The organism is Parapedobacter soli (genome assembly GCF_025460835.1).
GTDB lineage: Bacteria > Bacteroidota > Bacteroidia > Sphingobacteriales > Sphingobacteriaceae > Parapedobacter > Parapedobacter soli.
This window is the reverse complement of the sequence record NZ_JAMXAY010000018.1, coordinates 42,067-64,741: the sequence shown is the minus strand read 5'-3', so window position 1 is coordinate 64,741 and position 22,675 is coordinate 42,067. Positions and strand designations below refer to the sequence as shown.

Genomic DNA, 22,675 nt, shown 5'->3' with positions numbered 1-22,675 from the left:
TGAAATAAAAATGGATTTAGCGTATTAGCGACGATATTTACTTGGGTTCAACCAGAAACAACGGTTGGTCATACTCCACGGGTTGCGCGTCATCCACCAGTATCTTCACAATTTTACCGGATACCTCCGATTCGATTTCGTTGAAAAGCTTCATGGCCTCTACGATACAGACCACCTTGCCTGCAGCAATGTCATCGCCCACATTTACAAATGCCGGTTTATCGGGCGACGCAGAACGATAGAACGTGCCGATCATCGGTGACTTGATGGTGACGTAGTTGGAGGTGTCTTCCGCTTTCGGAGCCGCCTGCTGCTTTGGGCTTTCGGATGCCGTTGCCACAGGGGCTGCCGTGGCTGCAGGCAGGGGAGCTGCCGCCGGTACAGTTGCCGTTACGTAAGTAGGGGCCTGGTTCGTCTTTATGGTGATTTTGAAATCTTCCTCTTCAATAGACACTTCATTCACCCCTGATTTAGCTACGAACTTAATCAGGTCTTGAATCTGTTTGATATCCATGCTCATTGTTTAGTAGGTTTGATAATAAAAAATCAAAAATATTAGCTAATCTATTATATAACAAATAAAATCAGTATTTATTTTACTGCCTTGAAAATTGACAACCTTTGCGGTGCAGCCACTAATGCGTATCGTATGCCCATTTCAGATATACCGATCCCCATGTAAATCCTCCTCCAAATGCCGCGAGTATAAGGTTATCGCCTTTTTTTAGCTGATTTTCCCATTCCCACAAACATAGGGGGATAGTGCCTGCGGTTGTATTACCATAGCGTTGGATATTGACCATCACTTTTTCGTCGCTGAGCCCCATGCGGTCTGCTGTGGCATCAATAATGCGCTTATTTGCCTGGTGGGGAACCAGCCAAGCCACATCTCCTGCTGTGAGGCCATTTCGGTCCATGATTTCTGCTGCTACATCTGCCATGTTGGTTACCGCAAATTTGAAGACAGTACGACCTTCTTGGTAGGCATAATGTAAATCGGCGTCTACCGTGGCGTGTGATGCAGGTAATAACGAGCCTCCGGCCTTGATGTTGAGGTACGGACATCCCGAACCATCGCTCTTGAGAATGGAGTCCATTACGCCAAGTCCCTCTTCATTGGGTTCGAGCAGCACGGCACCGCAGCCGTCGCCAAAAATAATGCATGTGGTGCGGTCTTTATAGTTGATGATCGACGACATCTTATCGCCACCCACTACCAATACTTTTTTATGTGTGCCGGCTTCAATAAATTGTGCACCGGTGGTGAGCCCGTAAATGAAACCCGAACAAGCGGCTTGCAGGTCGAATCCCCAAGCATTTACTGCACCGATTTTATCGGCCAGGATATTGGCGGTGGCAGGAAATGGCATATCGGGTGTCACCGTACAGAAGATGATCAGGTCGATCTCATCGGCACCGATGCCGCGCTTTTCCAATAAGCCGTTTACCGCAGGCACAGCCATGTCGGATGTTGCCTTCCCTTCCCCTTTCAGGATACGTCGTTCCTTGATGCCCGTACGTGTGGTAATCCACTCGTCATTGGTATCAACCATAGTCTCCAGTTCCTGATTGGTAAGGATATAGTCAGGTACGTACCCGTGTACAGCCGTTACGGCAGCATGAATCTTTGACATATAATAAACTTAATTGAAAGCCAGTTTTATTCGTTCGATGATATCGGAGTCGATCATGTCTTTACCGAGCAGTACCATGTTTTTTATGGCTTCCGGGCTGGAAATACCGTGCCCGATGATGACCGGTGCGTTGACCCCTAAAATAGGGCTGCCACCATACTGCTCATAGTTGAAACGGTCGAAAAATGAGTCGCGAAATCCTTTTTTCCGTGTCAATACGTAAAATGATTCTGCAAGCTTTAGAATGATGTTACCTACAAACCCATCGCATACCATGACGTCGGCTTTTTCGTCAAACAACTCCCTCCCTTCAATGTTGCCAACGAAATTGATATATTGGTTCTCTTTCAGCAGCGGGTAAGCAGCAAGTGTGAGCGCATTGCCTTTTTCTTCTTCTTCTCCGATATTGACTAGACCCACTGTGGGCTTTTCTATGCCATATACGTATTCTGAAAAGAGGCTGCCCATTAGACCGAACTGTGGCAGCATTTCCGGCTTGCAGTCGGCATTGGCGCCCACGTCGAGCAGGATGCCGAATCCACTCTTGATTTTCGGAACATTGGTGGCAATAGCCGGGCGGATTACGCCGGGTATTGTTTTTACACTCAATACCGCTCCAACTAACATAGCGCCGGTGTTGCCTGCGGAAGCAAAAGAATCGATCACGCCTTCTTTTAGTAACTGGAACCCACGTGCGATGCTCGATTCAGGTTTGTGGGCAATGGCTTTGGTTGGGTGCTCGCCCATACCGATGTGGTCGGGGGCGTGCACATATTCAAAAAAAGCAGGATTTTCCCCTGCTTGTTCGATCTGTTGTTTAGCAATTTCTTGGTCACCGATGAGTACGATTTTTTGATCTTCCGAAAGCTGTTTGGCTGCTAGAATAGCACCTTGAATCGTTGCTTCCGGGGCAAAATCGCCGCCCAATATATCTAAACCAATCTTCATTCGTTATTGTCGTTGAATCCGATAATACGCAAAAACACCCCAAAGTAACGCATAAAAAATCAGTTACGCGTTATGGGATGTTCGATTTTTTTGACAGATCAACTTAGGCTGAAACAGTGTTTTCGATGATCAGTTTGCCGTTATAATATAGGTTGCCATCTACCAGGTATGCACGGTGAGGCAAGTGTACAGCACCTGTTTCCTTGCATGTCGCTAAGGTCGGGCGTTCAGCTTTATAGTGTGTCCTTCTTTTGTCTCTCCGTGATTTGGAGGTCTTACGTTTTGGATGTGCCATCTCGTATTATACTTAATTTATCTATTCGTTTAATTCGTCTTTGTTATCCTGTTTTTGCCGATCGCAGATCAACTATCAATTATACTTTATCTTCTTAAGTGCATCCCAGCGCGGGTCTGTCTGCTTCTCTTCACCTCCTTGTGGAGAAGGCGAAAGGTCGTTTAACTTTGCCAGCACTGCTTCGTCGCAAGTGATGTTGCTGCCCTGCTCGCTGCACTTGATATAATGGGGTACAGCTACGTTGATGTACTCATATAGCAGTCCTGCAATGTCGAGCTCGTGTTCGTGCTTGGCCAACACAACGATTTCTTCTGTACTTTCGGCGACACCCTCATCCGTGAATTTGACAATCAGCCTCTCTGTAATGTCGGTATTCGCCGGAAAGGATGATAAACACACGTCGCAGGTAAGCATAATGGTGCCAGTGATATGAAACTGTGCAATCATCATATTCTCCTGCTTAAGCAGCTCCACACCGGCTCTTAAACTGCCATCTTTTACAATGGAATAATCATAGCAATCAAAGAACGCCTTGTCAATGTTAAACTCGAAGTCGTGTGCGCCCAAGCTCAGCCCTGTGAAGGGAATCCGGTATTGCTTCAAATAATTCACCACCCCACAATTGAGCCTGCAAAGGTATGTATAAATTATAAAATATGAAAGTTTTTTGTTAGTGTTGGAATGCTATATGCTCAATCCCCGTAATAATTCTTCCCGATCTCAATCCGTTCGCGGCCATTCGCAAGTCGCCAATGGTTGGTGTCGCGCAGCGAGTAGGCGCAGCCGCAGTACTCCTGCATATAAAACTGCTCCCGTTTGCTGATTTCGAGCATGCGCGATGAACCGCCTTTTTTGCGCCAATTGAAAGTCCAATACGTGATGCCTGGATAATGTCCGGCCGCGCGCACACCACAATCATTGATCTGCTCGAAATTCTTCCAGCGGGAGATACCCAGTGAGCTGGTTATAACGGGGAATCCATTTTCGTGCGCATAGAGTGCAGTGCGTTCAAACCGCATATCGAAACACATCGTACAGCGGATACCACGCTCCGGCTCGTGTTCCATGCCTTTTGCCCGTGCAAACCAGTTGTCCACGTCGTAGTCGGCGTCTACAAAGGGGATACCATATTTCTCGGCAAAGCGGATGTTCTCATCTTTGCGTAGGTCGTACTCCTTGCGCGGATGGATATTAGGATTGTAGAAATAGATGGTAAAGTCGATACCGGATGCAACCAATGCTTCCATTACTTCGCCCGAGCATGGGGCGCAGCACGAGTGCAGCAGCAGCTTGCTCGCGCCATGGGGTAACTCCAATTTCTCGCGTTTGAACTCCGTATTGTCCATATTCCGCCAACGTTAGTGAAACGGCAAAATTAGTGAATTTTCTTTACCTTTGTACAAAACTCCGCCGGATGAAGAAATCGCTTGGTTTTCCATTGGTAGGGCTGGTAGCGCTCGGTGCATTGCTGGCCTTCAGCGGTTGCATGCGCAACGATGATGAGCCGGTATACCCAGCGCGACCGATTGCGCGGCTATATGTATCGATTGAAGATTATCAGCGCGATGCATCGAAAGATGATATAGACAACGTGGTACTTATCGATCCGGCCGATACGCTGGATATGTATATGGCATTGAATCACGATTCGGATGCTTTGGGCGGTGCCGGAATTTTCTTCAGTCCCTTTGCCAGCCGCCTGTTCCAAGCCGGCTACAGCGATACGACCATCCGGGTGATGACGGTGGGCAGTTTGGGTACGTTGGGCAATTCGGGAAGCATAGGTAATAATTTATTGAACCAGATGCGCGGGATCGCATACCACCACCCCACACAATTGTTATATGTGGCAAACAATGCAACGCCTACGTCGATTTACGGTTTTTACCAACCGATGAATCGGAATGGTTTCACCAAGCCAAGCCGTACGCTCCGTTTAGGCGACGACATACGGCCTTGGAGTGTGTTGCTTTGGAATGATAGCTTGCTGGTATCCAATTCGGGATCGAACGGCGGCGTATCGCTTTATGGAAACCTCTCTACACTGGACACCATCCCCGTCAATATACAGGCACTGTCCACCATCCGAATTGCCGGGGCAAATGCCATTCGGGGGATTGCATTCATCGACTCGCTCGACTTGTTGGTGGCCGCAGATTACGGTAGTGTGGAGGCCGGCGGCCGGCTGACCAATGGCAAGGTTTATGTCATTGAAGGAATCAAAGCCCATCTGGCCAACGCTACGGCAACGGTATCGCCTACACGGACAATCAGCGGGGCGCTGACCGGATTGGTGGGGCCGGTGGATGTGGCCGTAGACCCACGGGGCGGCGCGGATAGGCGGACAGTCTTCGTGGCCGATCGCGATGAGCGGAAAATATCGAGGTTCCCGTTGTCTGCAAATGGAAATGTTGCCCCCGAAACGACCGTCTTATTGGATACGCTGGGGAATACCCGCCGGCCGTTTGGTATTTGGCTCGACGTGCGGGGAGATGCGGCACAAGAATAACAGATTATTAAACCAGCAAATCCAGCATCCGATTTATTTCTTCCGTTTTTGCCGCGTTACCCGCTTGCGAGTAGGAAGTTACCAAGTTTCGTAGCACACGAGTAATGATATCCACGTTGCTGCACGGCAATACGAACTCGTCGGTGGGCGCAAGGTTGAGCTGTTTGAGAAAGGCTACCACATCATGCCGGCCGAATATTTGGCCCCTATTGAATGCATTGATATAAAATAATATGCCGTCTTTATTCTCTACCGGTGTATGATCTTCGGTATATGCCAATATGAAGTGCTTCGGTAAATTGACACCATATATAGGTATGTCTAGCTTCTGGGCTACGATACTATAGATACATGCCAGCAAAATCGGGTTACCCCGGTGGGTTTCCAGTACCTGCCCCACATAAGAGTTTTGTGGGTCGTGGTAATTACTTGTATTGCCCGCAAAGCCATGGGCATTGTATATGATATTGTTGAGGAGGCGCACTTTCTCCACTGCGCTCATGCTGTAAATCATATCCAACCAGGCATCGCGTTTGATAGCTTCAATCTGATTGATGATTTTCTGTTCATCGACATCGGGATACTGGTATTTATTGACGATGATCAGTCCTTGGAGCAAATCGAAAGAACCACTCAGTTTCCAGAGCTCCAGCTCTTGCAATACATCTTCAAATTGAATCTTATGGATGAGGTTCTCGATGCGGGTTTGCAGCATCCCATCAAACGACTCTCCCCAGACGGTTTCGAGCCGGCCGATTACTTCCGGCCCCATCATGATGAGTTTTTGTTCGACATGCTGGAAAACTTCGACGTCGGGGTCGTCTAGCAATTTAATCAACGAATCTACTTCTTTCTCGTTCATTACGACAAACTTAGGTAAATTAGGGATGATATGCAATAATATTGTGCCGAATATGACATAGCTTTTATGAATCTCGATACCGACGTTGACCGCCGATTGACGGTTTATGTTATTTTTGCATCCGTGGGTCGGTTACGCTTATATCTGGATGGGCTAATCCATTTTCTGTCGGCAAATTCCCGGCATGGGACGCATTCGCCGTTCGTGTACCAGCTGGTTGATGAGGTAATCTATCCCAAGCGCCGACCCGGAGAACCGAATGACAGAGAGCAGCGGTTGATTGCACGGCTCATCAAGAGGTTCCAACCGGATACTGTTTATACAGCTGACAATGGGTGCCCGCAGAACTTACCGCTCGATTTTCTGGTGGTTGATTGTGCCGATTTCGGGAGAGCGGCCGCCCGGGTCGAAGCGTGCTGGGGGCAGTTCCACTCCGGCAGTGTGTTGGTACTATCAGGATTCCACCTCCATGAGGAAACAAAAGCCTTATGGGAGTCTATAAAAGCCAAAGCCGATGTGACTGTGACCATCGATATGTTTCGCCTGGGATTGGTATTTTTTCACGCTGGGCAGGCTAAAGAAGATTTCAGGATCAGATATTGACTTATTAATAGGTACTGGGCGCTGGGTTGAGGAAAAGACACAGGCAGCGCCACTGCGGTACTGCCCGTGCTGTGTTCATTGGCGATCCGGCTAGGGCTGTAGCGCCTCCAGGCTCGCAAGCTCGGCCGTGAGCTCTTCGTCTGTGAACGAATGGTTGTGTAATTTGCCCGCGAAATAATCTTGGTATGCGGTCATATCCACGAAGCCATGGCCACAAAGGTTGAAAAGAATAGTTTTTGACACGCCTTCTTCCTTGGCTTTGTTGACCTCCCGGATGACCTGTGCGATACCGTGGTTGGCCTCTGGGGCTGGTACGATACCTTCAGTTTTGGCAAACAGGATACCGGCTTCGAAACATTCCAGCTGTTGGATCGCCTGCGCCTCGATGAGCCCGTCTTTAAGCAATTGGCTGCACAGCACACTGGCGCCATGGTAGCGCAGCCCCCCGGCATGTATGGCGGCCGGAGTGAACGTGTGTCCCAATGTGTACATAGGCAATAGGGGCGTGTACCCTTGGGTATCACCAAAGTCATACATGAATTTCCCTTTGGTGAGCTTGGGGCATGATGCAGGTTCAACCGCAATGCAACGTAGTGGCTTGCCCGCTATTTTATCTCGCAGGAAAGGGAAAGAGAGGCCTGCAAAATTGGAGCCTCCGCCCAATGGAGCAATGATAATGTCCGGGTAATCGCCCGTATATTCCATTTGTTTCTTTGCTTCTTGGCCGATGATGGTTTGGTGGAGCAATACGTGGTTGAGCACCGATCCCAATGCATACTTTGTATGCTCATCGCCCACAGCTACTTCAATGGCTTCCGAGATGGCTAAACCAAGACTGCCGGGGGTATCGGCGTTGGCGGCAAGTGCGTCCCGGCCGGCTTGGGTATGATTTGTGGGAGAAGAATGCACCGTTGCGCCAAAGGTATTCATCAGGATTTTACGGTAGGGTTTCTGGTCGAAGCTGATACGTACCATATATACCTCACAGTCGATACCGAACTGGCTGCAAGCAAAGCTCAGGGCCGTCCCCCACTGGCCCGCACCCGTCTCGGTGATGATACGCTTCACGCCCGCCTGTTTGTTGTAATATGCTTGTGGGATGGCGGTATTGGGCTTGTGTGAGCCGCTTGGGCTAGTCCCCTCGTATTTGTAATAGATTTTACAATCTGTGCCTAATGCTTTCTCCAGGTTGGTAGCCCGTATCAGCGGGGTAGGGCGCCAGATGCGATAGGCTTGCTGCACTTCTTCAGGGATGTCGATATACCGCTCTGCGGATACTTCCTGTTCGATGAGTGCCATCGGGAAAATGGGTGAGAGGTCGTCTGGACCTACAGGTTGCTTGGTGGCCGGATGTAACGGCGGCAAGGGCTTGTTCGGCATGTCAGCGACGATGTTATACCATTGAGTCGGTAGGTCGCGCTCGTTCAAAAGGATTTTCTTTTCCATGTAGTTTTACATATTTATTAATGAGTTAGGTGTGCGCTACTAATGTACGAATTTTGATTGATGTAGCAACCCCTGCATGTGGACAGTAACCTAGGCTGATGTTTTTCATTTTTTCTGTTGACCTTTTTATGTATACCCCGATAGGTACTTAGAATAAGCTGATCATTTAAACACATTTAAAATTATTTCTGATGATGGAACGAACAGTAAAACAGTATCAAATCAGGTACAAGGAGGGTATCAAGGCCGACCAGGTGGAAACCTTTGATTTTTCATTGCCCGAATTGCGGATTGGACGTGATCCGGACAGTGAAATCCGGTTCGACCCCGAGCGTGAGCTTATGGTAAGCCGGCAGCATGCGCGGATCGTGCGGCAACCAGATGGCCGGATAACGATTGAAGACAACGGATCGCGGAATGGCTCCTATGTCAACGGCCGCCGGATATCGGGAGTCACGGAGCTGCGCCCGGGCGATGAAATCAAGCTGGGTGGCAATGGTCCGGTGTTTGTGTTTGACCTCGACCCGCGCCCGGTTCCGATGGCTCAGCCCACGCAGGTTATCGATATCGCTGCGCCTACAAGTGCATTCGATACCCAACCGGTGATGGACTATGTACCGGTAACCAACCGGAAGACGAAAGCAACGTGGTTGTATGCACTGCCGGCCCTTTTATTATTGGCTGGGGCGCTGGTGTTATGGATGGGATTCACCAAGCAGACCTCTGTGTCGAAGATGGTCGGCGATGGTGAGCTGGATATCCAGATATTCCCATTGCAAGCGATGATGCCGGCAGCTTATAAGGTGTATGCCAACCCGATGGCACTCGACGGGCGGTTTTATTTCAGCAAGGTGGTCATCGACAATAAAGGCAGCGGCGAATTGCAGGACGTAAAGGTTGATTATGCTGTGCCCGGGTATATCGACTGGACAACAGCCGAAGAGGTTAAATACATCTTGCCGGGAGGCGCATCGGTAGTGACCATCTATCCGCAGTTTCCACAGCGGGTGGTAGAAAAGACCACCCAGTCTAGCGAACGGATGCAGATACGCATTACCTACACGAATGCCGGTAACCCGGAGAAATATGAGAAGACCTATCCATTCCAGATGCTGAGCCGCAATGACTACCTCTATACCAACATTCCGATGAACGAAATCAGGGGCACAACGGATCTCGAGGACAATAACGACTTGGCACCGGTATTCATTACCCCGCAAGACCCGATTGTAAAGTATTATACGCAACAGGTACAGGAAAAGGTACTGGGGGGTGCAACGGCGGGTGTAAGCCAGGAACCACTGGAGGTGATGCGATTCATGATGGGCGTATATGAAGCCACCCGTCGCACAGGCATGGTTTACAGTGGCACCAGCGGCGTCCAACAGGAAATAGGCGACATTGTGAGTACACAGCAGAAAATACGGCTCCCCCGCGAAGTGATAACCGGCAATACGGGCTTATGCATCGAAATGGCTTTTCTCTACGCAAGTGTTTTTGCGAGCGAGGGCCTCGACCCGGTGATTTTCTTTGTGCCGGGCCACGCCTATCCAGGCGTACGCGTGAATGGGCAATACCTAGCTATCGAAGCGACGGCCGTTGGAGGAGCAGGGTTGGGCTATATTGCCACAGCCGACCAAGCCCTGCAAGCAGGAATGAAGCAGCTCAATGAATTCATGCAGCAGGCGCAGCAGGGTGTACCTGGCTACTCGATTATCGATGTGAGGCAGCTGACTAGCAACGGCGTGCATCCGATGGAACTTACCGACGATGCGTTCATGCGTGTGAAGGTGGACCAGCTGGGACAGCGGATGGCCATGGGCGGGCCATTGGTATTTAATCAACAAGGCCAACAATTATAAACTTATTAACGATGAAAATCATGAAAAAGCTTTTTGCCGTGGTTACCGTTATGGCGATCGCCACGTTGCTGGTATTGGGGCAGCAGACAGTGAAGGAACCGATGATATTCAATAGCGAGGCACATATCGATTCGGCAGGAAATGCCACGTTTACTATTTCCGGTAAATTGAACGCAATGCAGTGGCAGTGGTGGAATTATGCCTATGGCGCCGGGAATGCTTCTAATCTGAAACGTAATATCGAGAAATCACTAAGCCCGCTGTACCTCTACGATTTCAATTATGAACCCAACGAGATGGACCGCAGCTTCCGGCTGACCTACAAAGCGAAAGGTGCAGTGAAATACCTCGGTAAGGATAACTGGATAGCCGAATTGGGGCTCCGAGAAACGCAACCCGTTAAAATCACGGAAAATAGTTTCACGGCCTCGATCTCCCAAAATATGGGCTACAACGTGCTCCAAACCAATATGCGGGTTACTTTGCCGACGGATGTAACCGGGATGGAATTTGACAAGGATGAATTCAACTACATCACCATCAAATACAAGCGGCCAACGGAGAGCGTGATAGCCACGGGCGATGCACGGATGAAGACAGCAGGTTACTCATTGCTGGGTGCTTCGCTGCTGTCGGTGATTGGGCTGTTATTCCTCCGTAGGCAATCGCGTATATGAAAACATGGGCCAAATGGTTTCGACCGGGCAAGTGGCACGACCTGCCGTTGGCAATCCTGGCGCAAGCAGGGCGTGTTGGGCCTCTGAATATCCAGATTGTCTCGGATGTGGGCAACGTTCGGTCTAACAACGAGGACAGTGCAGCTGCGGTTTACCCCGAAAATGGAAGTATGCGAGTGGACCGGGGTATGATGCTGGTGCTGGCGGACGGCATGGGCGGGCACAACAGTGGCGAGGTGGCTAGCAGGATGGCTGTGGAGCGGATATCAAAACTGTTTTTCGGCGGACGGGGGGAGGTGCTGGATCGGCTTAAGAAGGCATTCCACTTGGTCAATACGGAGATATACCGAGCAGGCCAGGAAGAGCCCCATAAGGGAATGGGCACGACATGTACAGCCGTGGTCACTATCGGCGATGCCTTATACGTTGCGCATGTCGGTGACAGCAGGGCATACCATTGGCGCGAAGGGCAGCTGACACGGATGACAGCGGACCAAACGTATGTACAGTACCTTATTCAAACAGGGACGTTGGCCCACGAAGAGGCGAACAAGCATCCGAAAAGGAATGTCCTGATGCAGGCGCTGGGTGCGGCAGCCACGGTAGAGCCCGAAGTATCGTGCAAAGAAGGCGGCGCAGCACCCGGTGATATTATTTTCCTCTGTTCAGACGGGTTATATGAGTACCTATCGGATGATGAGATCAAGACATACTTGAATGAGGGTGCTGACCGTGCCGATACGGCCCGGGAGATGGTAGATGAAGCAAAGCGCCGCGGTGGACACGATAATATTACGGTGGTACTGGGCCGTATACAGCCATTGGAACAGGATACGGCGTTGAAGAACACGCAGGAATTTTTAGAAAACAGTAAGCCAAATCCGTGACGACATGATTGGAAAAACCATACAGGGATACCGGGTGGATGCGCTTTTGGGCGAAGGAGGCATGGGCAAAGTTTATTTGGCTGTTGACCTGGCCCTTGACCGCAAAGTGGCCATCAAGAACCTTAATGCTAACTTGGTGTATGACCCTACGTTTTTGCAGCGCTTCACAAACGAAGCCCGGATATTAAGCCGGTTGTCGCACCCCAATATCGCATTGCTTTATAATTATATCCAAGAAGGTAGTGACCATTATATGGTTATGGAGTACGTAGCGGGTGATAATATGGATGCCTATTTGCGTAAAAATGGTGCATTGGAGCCTGATACACTGGTGCCTATTTTGGTTGCATTATTAGATGGGTTGGGATACGCACATCAAAAAAATGTATTGCATCGAGACATCAAGCCGGCGAACCTTATGCTTACACCGCAGGGTGACGTAAAGATCATGGATTTTGGTATTGCTCGGATTTCTGACCAAGCCAATCGCCTTACAAAAGTAAAAAGCGTAATCGGCACATTGGATTACCTTGCACCTGAATTGATTCAAGGAGCGGATCCTTCACCGGCGTCGGATTGCTATGCACTTGGGGTTGTAGCCTACGAATTGGCCGCCGGGGGTGTATTGCCCTTCAAGGGGACAAGCGAGTTCGCACTGATGCAGGCCATCATCAATGGTAATCCGCTGCCATTGGATAAATTGAAAAAGACAGTGCCGCGTAAATTAGCCGGCATAATCGCCAAAGCGATGGAAGCAGACCCCGCTCGCCGTTTTGCCGATACGAGCCAATTCCGAGAGGCATTGCTCCGCACATTCCCAAATTATCGAGCGGTACGTATGCCGCGTGAGAAAAGTGCTCCTGCCCCGACGGAAATATTGATGGTGACCGGCGCAGCCCCGGCTGCCGATGTGCCCGGAACGAGGGTGTTCGAACCGACGGCGATAGGTGGCGGGCCCTCCCCGGCAATATCAACCGATGGGATGGTGAAAGAGAAGCAGTACCGCAATGTAATTTATGGGGTCGGTATAGCGGCAGTGATATTGGTGGTATTAGCGATGGTGTTTTTGATTTGGCCCCGTAGCGGCCAGTCCGTTGAGAAAAAGCAAGCGCAATCAGATCGAGTGGAAGGTGGGAAAGCAGATATGGGTGCGGCAGTTTCTGTGGCAGGTATACCGGCTGGAACGGATGCGGCAACTATGGCCAATGTAGAACAGCTATTAGCTATGACCGAATCTGAGAAAACACCCGCTGAAGGGAGTGTGCCGGATCAGTCTGGGCGGGTGTCTCAGTCGGGAACCACACAACAGGAGACCGGTGACGTGGCGGTGGATGGGGTCACTCAGGTTGCGAAGTCGGAAGAGGAAACGACCACCGCCAGCGACGTAAGCGTGCCGGTAGCAGAGACGACACCAAGGCCTGCCGAGGTAGAAGAGGAGATACACCCAGTATCCGATAAGACGCCGCCTGCCGGTATGGTAGTGGATGGCCAGGTTGCGGTAAGCCTGCGCCTGCGAGAAAAGCTGGCCGAAGACCAATTGAAAAAAGGCCGGAAGCTCTCTTTTTCTGTTACCAAGCCCGTAACCTATAAGGGGTATACCATTATTCCTGTAGGAGCACTCGCAACAGCCGAAATCCAACGGGTGGGCTCGAAACAAGTGAGTATCCGGTTCAATGGCGTCAGCAGCGTCAATGGGCGGACCATCCCTTTCGCCAAGAGCGAGCTGAGTGGCCGGCTATCGGATATGTTGGCATCACCCGATTTTGTAGTGATGTTGGAGAAAGGGGTGGATGTACCTTAGTTGACAAATGATTGTAAAAAAGTAAAAAAAGAAAAGATATGAAATCGATATTAACATTTGTATTGGCGGTGGCAGTAGGCTGCCTCACTGCTAGCGGACAGATTATGCAACGTTCAACCATCAAAGGTTTGAATCTGGCAGCAGGAGTGAATATGATGGGGTGGAGTTCGGATTATTACGAACTCCTTGCTGAGGATGCGGGAAGTGGGTACGGTGCGGGCGTGGCGGCGAGTTACGGGATTACCGAATTGATCGAGCCTTACCTGGGCTTCACATATTCTTCGATAACCATGGATAATGTAGACGCTAAATCCATGTCGATGAGTCAGTTGGATATTGGCGTGCGGTTGAACTTTTTAGGTACAATCCACGCATGGCGCCCTTTTGTCCAAGCAGGTTATAGTAACCGGACACTCGGCATGAACGACATCAGCTACGGAGAAGGCTATGTGGATGTTAGGATAAAGGCGCATACCCCCCATGTGGGCGGTGGCGTGGCTTACTTCTTCAATCCACAATTGTCTGTGTTCGCCAAAGGTCTCTTTTCGTTGGAAGGGAAAAACAAAGAGTTTTTCGATGGTCAAAACACCGGTACAGAGCCAGACGTAACGGCATTTCATGTAACATTGGGTGTGAAATTCAATATTCAGTTGCTACTCAACTGATTAACGGCCGTTCCATGTGTTTAATGAGGGGTGCCTTTCCTGTAGGGGGGTGCCCTTTTTAATTTTATGATGACGTTCTGGCTGTTTTACGATATGTAAATAGTATATGTACGGCTTAACAAAATGAGCATTAACAAGAATAATTACTGACTAAAGCGAACACCATGAGATCGTTATTTTTTGCACTAACCACACTGTTTATTGTTTCATCCCTCTTTACCGGTTGTAAGAAAAAAGAACTGGATGATACGGGAGAAGAGTGTGAGATTTCTGTCGCGGCCCTTGCAGGTAAATATAAAATCGTCGCCGCCAGCTATGTTGGGGCAGCCGGTGAGCGCGACGCACTTCATGACATCTACGACGACTGTGAGTTAGATGATATCAACGAATTGAGGGCGGATGGGACGTTCATTTACACAGATGCGGGCAAAATATGTGACCCAAGTGGAAGCACTTCCGGCACGTGGGATGTCAATGTAGGTAGCCGCATGCTAATATTAAACTCAGGCACGTCTACGATCTTAAGCTTCACTTGTAAGGAGCTTGTAGTTACCTATCGGGGTGGTGATGGCAGTTTGATAAAGGAAACCTACCGAAAACAGTAGGAATAATCACTATCAATTGTGCTGCTATCCCATAGCGGTCTATTTGATGACCTTTTTTAACCTCAACGATAATACTATAAACAACTAAAATTCGGTTTATGACGACTGCAAAATTTCATTATTGGTTAGTTGCCCCGGTGTTAACCGGTGCTATAGCCTGCATAAAAGACAGCAAACAGCTGGAGCCTCCTGCCGAGGTGCAGGTGGATATTGCCGATGTGTATAGCCGAAAGGAGAAGAACTACATAGCGTTCGGAGAAATTCAGTGACAGGATATTATAGGCCAGTCCCCAGGATTTGGCGTTCAGCCCCTAGGTGTAGATTGAAATAATAGGTGTGGCTGAAGGGAATTGAACAAATACAGGACAAAAATTGATAGGTTGTTGAGATAAAACATTAAATTAGCCGGAAACTATGCTGACCGTATGGACCAACCTGCTTTCCGACTACCAGACGACTCCCTTGTAAAGCGAATCATTTCTGATGAACAAGCGGTATTGAAACAGCTTTACATCGCAAATTATGAGGCTTTAGAACGCTATATTTTGCAAAATTCCGGGGGAGGCGATGATGCTAAAGACATTTATCAAGAGGCATTCCTTGCCGTATGGAGAAACATTCAGATTGGAAGGTTTTTGCCTCGCGACGAAGGGGATTTTGAGGCCTATCTCATGCGGGTAGGAAAAAATAAATGGATTGACGAATTGCGAAAACAAAAAAATAGATATATGGTGCCGGTTGATGAACGGCACGAATCTGACGTTGTATCGGATGAACGAGGCGAAGAAACCGATGATTACATCAACGCCGTGAAAAAACAATATAAGCATTTGGGAGCGCGCTGCCGTGAATTGCTGGGAAGGTTCTACTTCCGCAAACAAAGTCTGCGGGAAATTGCCGCCGAATTTGCCTGGACGGAGGCTAGTGCGAAAAACAACAAATACCGTTGTCTGAAACAATTGCGTGAACTGGTGCTTAAGGAGGGAGTGAAATAATGGAAAAGAAGCCGTCATACGATTTGCACGAAGAAGAGCTGGCATACATTAGCGAGTATTTGAATGATGAATTGGGTGCGGATGAACGTTCGGTATTTGACGAACGTTTAAGGGACGACCCAGTATTTGAAAGGAAAGTAGAGGAAGTCCGTGCACTGCTTGTAGGCATAAAGGAGGCCAACATCGCTGAACAGTTAAATTTATTCCATGCTGAGTTGCAACCTGAAGAGGCTGTCATTTCTACTAGTAGTAAGCCGCTTTGGCAACGTATACGATGGCTGGCCGCCGCGGCCGTATTGGTGTTGACTATGGTGGGCTTATGGTTCTTCCGATCGGCACAACCACAGGAACAGAAGCTGTTCAGTCGGTACTATAAGGCCGACCCCGGCTTACCAACACTAATGGGAACGTCAGACAATTATGAATTTGAAGAAGCCATGGTAGATTATAAGACCGGTGACTTCCGAAAAGCCATAGGTAAGTGGTATCCGTTATTGGTGGAAAATAGGAGTAACGACACACTGAATTATTTTATCGGAGTTGCTTACCTAGCCAACAGCCAGCCCGACTCCGCGGTGGTATTCCTCGACAAGGTAACCGCCGCTCCGACCTCTGTATTCCAATCTGATGCCTATTGGTATAAGGCGCTGGCCATGTTGAAGCAAGGTAGGAAAGCCGATGCATTAATGCAGTTGCGCCGTACCGAGCACCACGCCAAGGATTCCCTCTTAAACGATATTACGTCAATTCCATGAAATGCCTTGTGTTTTTAGCTGTTTTGTTTCCCATTGCATTCCTGGCTACAACAGGGATAGCACAAGAAGCGCAGATAAAAACCGAGGTACGACAATTGTTGGATAACAATAACGTAACTGAGGCCAATCAATTACTTCAACAACACCTGGATTTTCTCATAGAGGAGCAGCAAGGGGACTCGCTGGCGTCATACGTGAAATTAGCCGGTGATGTCGCTCACGAAAGATATGGGGCAGCACAAGCCAAACAAACCGCCGAGGAACTGGTCAGAAAGATAGAGTCGTTTGGAGCCCAATCGGGTTCATTGCGTGAGGCCTATGCCGATTTGGGAGAATTCTACGGGTTGATGGGCGATAACAAACGGGCGTATGATGCACATCTTGAAGCATTGTCGTTCGCCCAGCGGGCGACAGATACGCCAATCGAGCGGCTAGCGCTGATGCAACGTAATCTTGGCGAATACGCACGGCGGATGGCCAACCTGGATCTTGCCCGTAAACACTACCTTATTGCTACGGACCTGGTGTCGCAGCAGCCTGACCCGGACCAAAAGCAACTTTACCAGACGTATATGTCGCTTGGCGTACTATCATGGTATTCGGCTAAATTAGACAGCGCGGAATATTTTTTTGACAAGTCTATCGAAGCGGTGAAGCAGATTGATGATTCGCCGCTGAATACGCACTTCAGGCAGGCGCTCCTTTTGAATAACCTAGCCGGCGTTTACAGCCTTCAGGGCCGGACCAGCCAATCCATCCAATCGATGGAGAAATGCATCGCCTTATTACGGGAGTTTTTGTCGATGCCAGGTTATGCGGATGAGAAGAAGCAAGCCCTATCGCTCCAGTTTGAGGCAATCGACAATCTTGGTGGCGCATATAAGGAACTGGGGAATTATGCAAAAACCGAACAGCTCCTATTGTATTCGTTTGAACAGAAAAAGCAGCGTCTGCAGGCAGACGACCCGGCGATCTTTATTTCACAGATCCTCCTGGGGCAACTGTATTATGCAACATCGGATTATAAGAAAGCGAGCGAATATCTTATTGAAGGAAGAGAGGCCATCAAAGGAGCCGGCGCGGACTACCTGTTTTGGGATGCCGATGCATGTTATGCGCTAGCACTGATCGGAGAGAGACAGCATTCGGATGAGTCGGCAGAGAGGTACTATAAAAAGGCAGACAGCCTGTATGCGCTGGCATTCGCCGATACGTATGACAATATTTATCTTGAGTTTTTGCGTAAGTACGCGTCTTTCCAAGCGAAGCTGGGCCGATGTGATACGGCGACAGCGCTTGCGGTGAAGACACTGCGCTACGTGGGAGACGCCGGTAACGAGCGTTCACTCCTCTCGTTTTACCAACTTCAACATCTCGGTGAGTTGGCGTTCCAATGCCATGATTTCCGGCAAGCGTACGGCTATGCACAACGTGCGTTGGCCGAAATCAATAAGTTTGTAGGTCAGAGCGTTACGCTGGAGGATTCTATCAAAACCGAAGGGGAGAAAGTGTCGCCCTTGCTCATCCGCGCAAAGGCATCCTATGAACTGTCGCCAACCAAGAGTATCGCGGAACTACAGTCATTGCTGGCGGAGTTGGCGCAAGCAACGGAAATCATCGATCGGAAGAAACGGATACTGACCGACCAGAAAGACATTATGGCTCATATCGCAAGCCATCAAACGTTGACCGATTTCATCAAAAAGCTTCATTTTGAGCTTTACCTGAAAACGAATGACAGCACCCAGCTTAGAAAGGGGTTGAATATCCACGAGGGGGCGATTTATTCGCGGATGCGGTCGAGGATGGACTATCAGCAGGCCCTGAAGTTTGCTCATGTGCCGGACTCGGTGCTAGAAGAAGAGGAGCGGCTGCGGGAGAATATCCATATCAGCCTTCAACAGAACCCTAATGACGACAATGCAGTCGGTGCTTACCGGCACGCGGTTGATAACTGGAATACTTTCTTGAATAAACTGCAACAACGGTTCCCGGCATATTATCAGATGCGCTATGCTGAGGAAGGCATTGCGCTGGCTGGGATAGGCTGGTCCCTGCCCGAAAATGTGACGGTAATCAGGTATGTGCTATCTAGCGGAAGTCTTTTTGCGTTTGTTTCTTCGGCCTCAGGATGGGCCTTTACACCACTTGCTAACGACAGCTTGGAACGTTATGTGAAACTATTACGTGATTTCGGGCAAGGAGAACGGCCATTGTTGGAAGCGGCCCATCAACTATATAAAATACTTTGGCAGCCGTTGGAGCCATCATTAACAGGTAGTCGCGTCATCGTGGTGCCCGATGGCATACTGCATCACGTAAGTTTCGACATGTTAGCACCTGTGCCCGTTGCGAGCCTGTGGGAATTGGCAGCAGTATGCCTGTTGAATAAATATGCCATATCGTATCATTATAGTTTGTTGGCGTTGAAGCCGGGTAATCCCAGTACGGTTATGAAGGATAATTTTGTAGCATTTGCGCCGGTATTTTCGGACCGGAATAAAGCGGCGTACTTGTCATCGGCCAGGCGGGATTCGTTATCCATGGACAGAGGATATACAAAGCTCCTTCCACTACCATTTACGGTGAAACTTGCACATAAAATGCAGCGGGAATGGGGAGGTAGGCTATTCGTGGAGGAACGGTCGACTGCTGAAGCGTTCCGCTCTAATGCAGCCTATCATCGTATTATCCATATCGGTACACATGCCGAGGCCAATAACGACCATCCCGAATATTCCCGGTTGATTTTTACTAACGACGGTGCTGCAGGCACGGAGAACTCGGTGTATCTGTATGATATCTATAATTGTAACCTTATCGCCAATGTGGCTGTGTTGACTGCTTGTGAAACCGGTAAATCCGGTTATCTTAATGGAGAAGGCATGATATCGATGGCGCACGCGTTCAACTACGCAGGTAGTGAAAGCATTTTAGCCGGGCTGTGGAAAATCGACGAACAATCGAGCATGGTGATTACCGAATCGTTTTATATGCATCTACAGATGGGGCTACCTAAAGATTTGGCATTGCAGCGTGCAAAACTGGTTTATCTCCAGCAGGCAGAAGGCCGCTTGTTGGCACCGCAATATTGGGCCGGTTTGGCTATTATGGGCGATTTGAGTCCGGTGGAATTACAACCGGTTACCCCATTCCGACATATTATGCTTGGCGTTTTGCTCATTTCGTTGGTTGTAGGTGTTATAGTGGTGAGCCGGAAGCCGAAAAAAGGAGGCCAGTCTAACTAAGGCAATTGATATGTAACGTAAAAGTTGCGGGTGATACGGTGATAATTTGCGATGTTCGTGAGCAACTAATTTGGTGCAGAGGCGTCTTATGGGAAGAGTCGTACGGAACGACTCACTTGGCCTACGATGTGCCACACATGAATGTATAATTTTAACCAAATCGTATGAAGTATGTATTGCTAGCAACTGTAATAGGCGGCCTATTTCTAGGTACGCCCGTTTCAGGCCATGGGGCACTGTACCTGCTACAGGACACCCTTCCGAAGAACCAACCGGATACCACTAAGGTAACCCCGCCAGACAGCACGGCCAAAGCTGTAGCGGACTCGGCAAAGAAGAAGAAAGACGAAAAGCCGAGTATCGATGAAAAGGTGAAGTCGAGCAAGAAAATCGACGGGCTTTTTACGCTATATCGGGATACCACTACGGCCAGTTTGCAACTATACCTCCCGAAAGAGCAGTTGGACAAGGATTTTATCTATCAGAGCTTTTCTATGGGGGGGCCAACGTCGCTGTATCTCAACGAGAATATGATCCGCGATACGTGGTTGTTCAGCATTCGGAAGAACCAGGATAAAATTGAGTTCTTACGAAAAAACACATCATTTTATTATGACCCGGATAACCCGGTGAGCAAGGCAGCCAATGCGGATGTGGCAGAAACAATATTCCATTCGGAGAAAATTGCTGCTTCCGATAGTGCAGGTTACCTCATCCCGATTGATGGTTTATTTATCAGTAATAAGCTCGACGCTGTGAAACCGGTGATGCCTCCAGGTATCCCGCCTACAGCGGTCTTCAACCTGGGGAATTTGAATGCGGCGAAGTCAAGTTACGACACGGTGCGGTCATTCCCGAAAAATACGGATATTGTGGTGCGGTTGACTTATGACAACCCCGCCCCTATGAATGGTGGCGGCAAAGATATCACCGATGCGCGCTATGTGACGGTGAGAATGCAACATTCATTTCTGGAAGTACCCCAAAACAACTACCGCCCCAGGCGCGACGACCCCCGTGTGGGCTACTTCGGGGCAGAGGTGGATGACCTGACATCGATATCGCCCACGCCATACCGAGATTTTATCAGCCGTTGGCACCTTGAAAAGAAAAACCCGAATGCAAGGGTCAGCGAGCCGGTGGAGCCAATCGTATTCTGGATAGAGAATACCACACCGCTGGAGTACCGGCCGATAATCAAGGAGGCCGGGGAAAAGTGGAACGAAGCATTCGAAGCTGCTGGGTTCAAGAATGCTATCGTGATGAAACAGATGCCCGATGATGCAGATTGGGACCCGGCGGATATAACTTATAATGTGATCCGCTGGAAATCTTCAGCGACTCCGACCTACGGCGCTATCGGCCCAAGTTTTTTCAACCCGCTGACCGGGCAGATCCTAGGAGCCGACATCACGGTAGAATGGAAATCGGGGGCGGGCACACCGGTGATGGACGATTTGTTTAATGGCGGTAATGCCGCATTGGCATCGTTACCGTGGGAAAATCCGGAGCAAGCGGTAGCACAGACAGAGTATGTGCACCACTCCCAAGTGAACCGTATGGCATTATGCAACCTCGCTAACGAGCTCAGTATGCAGTTCCAGACCGGAGTTGCTGTTGTGGAAACATTAGATGCCGAAGCAGGCGATGCTGCTAAATCGGAAACGGTAAAGGAAATGCATAAACAATTCCTCTATTATTTGATTATGCATGAAATGGGGCATACCCTCGGCTTGAACCACAACATGCGGGCAAGCCAGATGCTTAGCCCTGAGCAACTGCACGATACTAAACTGACACGCAAAATCGGTCTGCAGGGGTCGGTGATGGACTATCCGGCCATTAACGTGAGCCGCGACCGTAGTAAGCAGGGCGATTATTATACCACAAAAGCGGGGCCTTATGATATTTGGGCCATTGAATATGGTTATACGCCATTTTCGGAGGCGGACGAAGCAAAAGGGCTAGATAAAATTTTAAGCCGGAGCACCGACCCCAAGCTGGCCTTTGGCAATGATGCCGACGATATGCGGAGCCCGGGCAAGGCCATCGACCCGCGGGTGATGATAAATGACCACTCCAGCGATATGATGGCCTATGGGGAGGAGCGTTTCCTATTAGTAAACGATATGATGCCAAAGCTGAAAGATCGGTTCAGCCGCCCCAACCAAGGATACCAAGAGCTGTTGCAGCGCTATGGCCAACTGAATAGCCAGCGTGCAAGCATGGCAGCAGCCATCAGCCGGTATATCGGTGGCGTGTATGTGGACCGTAGTTTTGTGGGGCAGCGAACGGACGCCAAACCTTATACACCGGTGCCGGTAGACGTTCAGAAAAAGGCCATGGAACTGCTGGGTAAATATGTGTATGCGCCCGATGCGTTCGCAACGGATTATGAACTGTTCCCCTATTTGCAACGCCAGCGCCGGGGCTTCAACTTTTTCAGTGGCACGGAAGATTACAAGCCACAGAATACGTTTAGGTCGCTGCAGGTGAGTACGCTCTCGCATATCCTTCATCCGACTACCCTGACGCGCATCAGCAACAGCAGCCTGTATGGAAATGGTTATTCAGTAACCGATGTAATGCAAGACCTGACCGCGAATATCTTTGATGCTGACCTTGGCGGGGCTGTCAACCTGATTCGGCAGAACCTGCAAACGGATTATGTGAAGGCGTTGGTTGGTATCCTGGAAGCCAAGACGGGCTACGACTATGCGAGCAAAGCCGGCGCGTTAGCGGCCCTAACTGATCTTAAGGGGAAATTGGCAGGTGCCTCAGGCACGGATGCACAGACTGCCGCGCACCGGCAGAGTTTACTGTTCATAATAGACAAGGCGCTGTCCGTAGATAAAAGCTGATTTCGGTTGCGACTGGTTTCGT

21 protein-coding genes are annotated in these 22,675 nt (G+C 49.4%); 13 read left to right on the top strand and 8 right to left on the bottom strand.

All coding sequences use genetic code 11. The annotated features are described in order from the left end of the window. Positions 1–37 precede the first annotated feature (37 nt). The 6 genes from accB to NGM62_RS09945 form a co-directional block, all read right to left on the bottom strand. Positions 38–520, bottom strand: coding sequence for an acetyl-CoA carboxylase biotin carboxyl carrier protein (accB, locus tag NGM62_RS09970; protein WP_262247604.1), 483 nt, complete (start codon positions 518–520; stop codon positions 38–40). Between the two features lie 115 nt (positions 521–635). Next, on the bottom strand, positions 636–1,634 hold the full coding sequence (locus NGM62_RS09965; protein ID WP_262247602.1) for a beta-ketoacyl-ACP synthase III: 999 nt from the start codon (positions 1,632–1,634) through the stop codon (positions 636–638). Positions 1,635–1,643: 9 nt separating this feature from the next. Further along, entirely contained in the window at positions 1,644–2,582 is a 939-nt protein-coding gene (plsX, locus tag NGM62_RS09960) for a phosphate acyltransferase PlsX (protein ID WP_262247600.1), read from the bottom strand. A 103-nt stretch (positions 2,583–2,685) separates the two neighbouring features. Continuing rightward, complete coding sequence (rpmF, locus tag NGM62_RS09955) at positions 2,686–2,877, bottom strand: 50S ribosomal protein L32 (protein WP_262247599.1); 192 nt, start codon at positions 2,875–2,877, stop codon at positions 2,686–2,688. A gap of 75 nt (positions 2,878–2,952) precedes the next feature. Next, entirely contained in the window at positions 2,953–3,492 is a 540-nt protein-coding gene (locus NGM62_RS09950; RefSeq protein WP_262247597.1) for a YceD family protein, read from the bottom strand. 77 nt (positions 3,493–3,569) lie between these two features. Continuing rightward, the gene (locus tag NGM62_RS09945; protein WP_262247595.1) at positions 3,570–4,223 is read right to left on the bottom strand and encodes an epoxyqueuosine reductase QueH; all 654 of its coding nucleotides are present in this window, start codon (positions 4,221–4,223) and stop codon (positions 3,570–3,572) included. Positions 4,224–4,291: 68 nt separating this feature from the next. Between NGM62_RS09945 and NGM62_RS09940 the strand changes: the two genes are divergently transcribed. Continuing rightward, entirely contained in the window at positions 4,292–5,386 is a 1,095-nt protein-coding gene (locus NGM62_RS09940; protein WP_262247594.1) for a hypothetical protein, read from the top strand. A 7-nt stretch (positions 5,387–5,393) separates the two neighbouring features. Here the strand turns inward: NGM62_RS09940 and NGM62_RS09935 are convergent, their stop codons facing one another. After that, positions 5,394–6,248, bottom strand: coding sequence for a transglutaminase-like domain-containing protein (locus NGM62_RS09935; RefSeq protein ID WP_262247593.1), 855 nt, complete (start codon positions 6,246–6,248; stop codon positions 5,394–5,396). 66 nt (positions 6,249–6,314) lie between these two features. Here NGM62_RS09935 and NGM62_RS09930 point away from each other — a divergent pair, with 66 nt between their 5' ends. Further along, positions 6,315–6,851, top strand: coding sequence for a hypothetical protein (locus NGM62_RS09930; RefSeq protein WP_262247591.1), 537 nt, complete (start codon positions 6,315–6,317; stop codon positions 6,849–6,851). Positions 6,852–6,941: 90 nt separating this feature from the next. On the opposite strand, the gene NGM62_RS09925 is transcribed toward NGM62_RS09930, so the two are convergent. Beyond that, positions 6,942–8,297, bottom strand: coding sequence for a TrpB-like pyridoxal phosphate-dependent enzyme (locus tag NGM62_RS09925; protein ID WP_262247589.1), 1,356 nt, complete (start codon positions 8,295–8,297; stop codon positions 6,942–6,944). Positions 8,298–8,488: 191 nt separating this feature from the next. Here NGM62_RS09925 and NGM62_RS09920 point away from each other — a divergent pair, with 191 nt between their 5' ends. The 11 genes from NGM62_RS09920 (at position 8,489) to NGM62_RS09870 (ending at position 22,653) form a co-directional block, all read left to right on the top strand. Next, entirely contained in the window at positions 8,489–10,159 is a 1,671-nt protein-coding gene (locus NGM62_RS09920; protein WP_262247586.1) for an FHA domain-containing protein, read from the top strand. Between the two features lie 20 nt (positions 10,160–10,179). Further along, the gene (locus tag NGM62_RS09915) at positions 10,180–10,836 is read left to right on the top strand and encodes a hypothetical protein (RefSeq protein WP_262247584.1); all 657 of its coding nucleotides are present in this window, start codon (positions 10,180–10,182) and stop codon (positions 10,834–10,836) included. Next, complete coding sequence (locus NGM62_RS09910; protein ID WP_262247582.1) at positions 10,833–11,723, top strand: Stp1/IreP family PP2C-type Ser/Thr phosphatase; 891 nt, start codon at positions 10,833–10,835, stop codon at positions 11,721–11,723. Before NGM62_RS09915 ends, NGM62_RS09910 begins: the two co-directional genes overlap by 4 nt. Positions 11,724–11,727: 4 nt before the next feature. Further along, positions 11,728–13,524 (top strand): serine/threonine protein kinase, encoded by a 1,797-nt coding sequence (locus NGM62_RS09905; RefSeq protein ID WP_262247581.1) that lies wholly within the window; start codon positions 11,728–11,730, stop codon positions 13,522–13,524. 38 nt (positions 13,525–13,562) lie between these two features. Then, positions 13,563–14,189, top strand: a complete 627-nt coding sequence (locus NGM62_RS09900) for a porin family protein (protein WP_262247579.1) — start codon at positions 13,563–13,565, stop codon at positions 14,187–14,189. 164 nt (positions 14,190–14,353) lie between these two features. Continuing rightward, positions 14,354–14,794, top strand: a complete 441-nt coding sequence (locus NGM62_RS09895) for a lipocalin-like domain-containing protein (protein ID WP_262247578.1) — start codon at positions 14,354–14,356, stop codon at positions 14,792–14,794. A gap of 98 nt (positions 14,795–14,892) precedes the next feature. Continuing rightward, positions 14,893–15,063 carry a hypothetical protein gene (locus NGM62_RS09890; protein ID WP_262247576.1) on the top strand — a complete coding sequence of 57 codons (171 nt, stop codon included), beginning with the start codon at positions 14,893–14,895 and terminating at the stop codon, positions 15,061–15,063. 156 nt (positions 15,064–15,219) lie between these two features. Then, entirely contained in the window at positions 15,220–15,789 is a 570-nt protein-coding gene (locus NGM62_RS09885) for an RNA polymerase sigma factor (RefSeq protein ID WP_262247575.1), read from the top strand. Beyond that, a complete protein-coding gene (locus tag NGM62_RS09880) occupies positions 15,789–16,544 on the top strand; it encodes a hypothetical protein (RefSeq protein WP_262247574.1) in 756 nt (251 codons plus the stop codon). Before NGM62_RS09885 ends, NGM62_RS09880 begins: the two co-directional genes overlap by 1 nt. After that, the gene (locus tag NGM62_RS09875) at positions 16,541–19,792 is read left to right on the top strand and encodes a CHAT domain-containing protein (RefSeq protein WP_262247573.1); all 3,252 of its coding nucleotides are present in this window, start codon (positions 16,541–16,543) and stop codon (positions 19,790–19,792) included. The genes NGM62_RS09880 and NGM62_RS09875 overlap by 4 nt, the downstream gene beginning before the upstream one ends. A gap of 164 nt (positions 19,793–19,956) precedes the next feature. Next, entirely contained in the window at positions 19,957–22,653 is a 2,697-nt protein-coding gene (locus tag NGM62_RS09870) for a zinc-dependent metalloprotease (protein ID WP_262247572.1), read from the top strand. The last annotated feature ends 22 nt before the right edge of the window (positions 22,654–22,675 follow it).

What these genes read in the sequence shown, in the direction of transcription:
- NGM62_RS09920 (WP_262247586.1), top strand. Translation starts at nt 8,489, where the DNA reads ATGATGGAACGAACAGTAAAACAGTATCAAATCAGGTACAAGGAGGGT.
- NGM62_RS09905 (WP_262247581.1), top strand. Translation starts at nt 11,728, where the DNA reads ATGATTGGAAAAACCATACAGGGATACCGGGTGGATGCGCTTTTGGGC.
- NGM62_RS09925 (WP_262247589.1), bottom strand. Translation starts at nt 8,297, where the DNA reads ATGGAAAAGAAAATCCTTTTGAACGAGCGCGACCTACCGACTCAATGG.
- NGM62_RS09885 (WP_262247575.1), top strand. Translation starts at nt 15,220, where the DNA reads ATGGACCAACCTGCTTTCCGACTACCAGACGACTCCCTTGTAAAGCGA.
- NGM62_RS09915 (WP_262247584.1), top strand. Translation starts at nt 10,180, where the DNA reads ATGAAAAAGCTTTTTGCCGTGGTTACCGTTATGGCGATCGCCACGTTG.
- NGM62_RS09890 (WP_262247576.1), top strand. Translation starts at nt 14,893, where the DNA reads ATGACGACTGCAAAATTTCATTATTGGTTAGTTGCCCCGGTGTTAACC.
- NGM62_RS09880 (WP_262247574.1), top strand. Translation starts at nt 15,789, where the DNA reads ATGGAAAAGAAGCCGTCATACGATTTGCACGAAGAAGAGCTGGCATAC.
- accB (WP_262247604.1), bottom strand. Translation starts at nt 520, where the DNA reads ATGAGCATGGATATCAAACAGATTCAAGACCTGATTAAGTTCGTAGCT.
- NGM62_RS09875 (WP_262247573.1), top strand. Translation starts at nt 16,541, where the DNA reads ATGAAATGCCTTGTGTTTTTAGCTGTTTTGTTTCCCATTGCATTCCTG.
- NGM62_RS09910 (WP_262247582.1), top strand. Translation starts at nt 10,833, where the DNA reads ATGAAAACATGGGCCAAATGGTTTCGACCGGGCAAGTGGCACGACCTG.
- NGM62_RS09965 (WP_262247602.1), bottom strand. Translation starts at nt 1,634, where the DNA reads ATGTCAAAGATTCATGCTGCCGTAACGGCTGTACACGGGTACGTACCT.
- plsX (WP_262247600.1), bottom strand. Translation starts at nt 2,582, where the DNA reads ATGAAGATTGGTTTAGATATATTGGGCGGCGATTTTGCCCCGGAAGCA.
- NGM62_RS09900 (WP_262247579.1), top strand. Translation starts at nt 13,563, where the DNA reads ATGAAATCGATATTAACATTTGTATTGGCGGTGGCAGTAGGCTGCCTC.
- NGM62_RS09945 (WP_262247595.1), bottom strand. Translation starts at nt 4,223, where the DNA reads ATGGACAATACGGAGTTCAAACGCGAGAAATTGGAGTTACCCCATGGC.
- NGM62_RS09940 (WP_262247594.1), top strand. Translation starts at nt 4,292, where the DNA reads ATGAAGAAATCGCTTGGTTTTCCATTGGTAGGGCTGGTAGCGCTCGGT.
- NGM62_RS09895 (WP_262247578.1), top strand. Translation starts at nt 14,354, where the DNA reads ATGAGATCGTTATTTTTTGCACTAACCACACTGTTTATTGTTTCATCC.
- NGM62_RS09935 (WP_262247593.1), bottom strand. Translation starts at nt 6,248, where the DNA reads ATGAACGAGAAAGAAGTAGATTCGTTGATTAAATTGCTAGACGACCCC.
- NGM62_RS09930 (WP_262247591.1), top strand. Translation starts at nt 6,315, where the DNA reads ATGAATCTCGATACCGACGTTGACCGCCGATTGACGGTTTATGTTATT.
- rpmF (WP_262247599.1), bottom strand. Translation starts at nt 2,877, where the DNA reads ATGGCACATCCAAAACGTAAGACCTCCAAATCACGGAGAGACAAAAGA.
- NGM62_RS09870 (WP_262247572.1), top strand. Translation starts at nt 19,957, where the DNA reads ATGAAGTATGTATTGCTAGCAACTGTAATAGGCGGCCTATTTCTAGGT.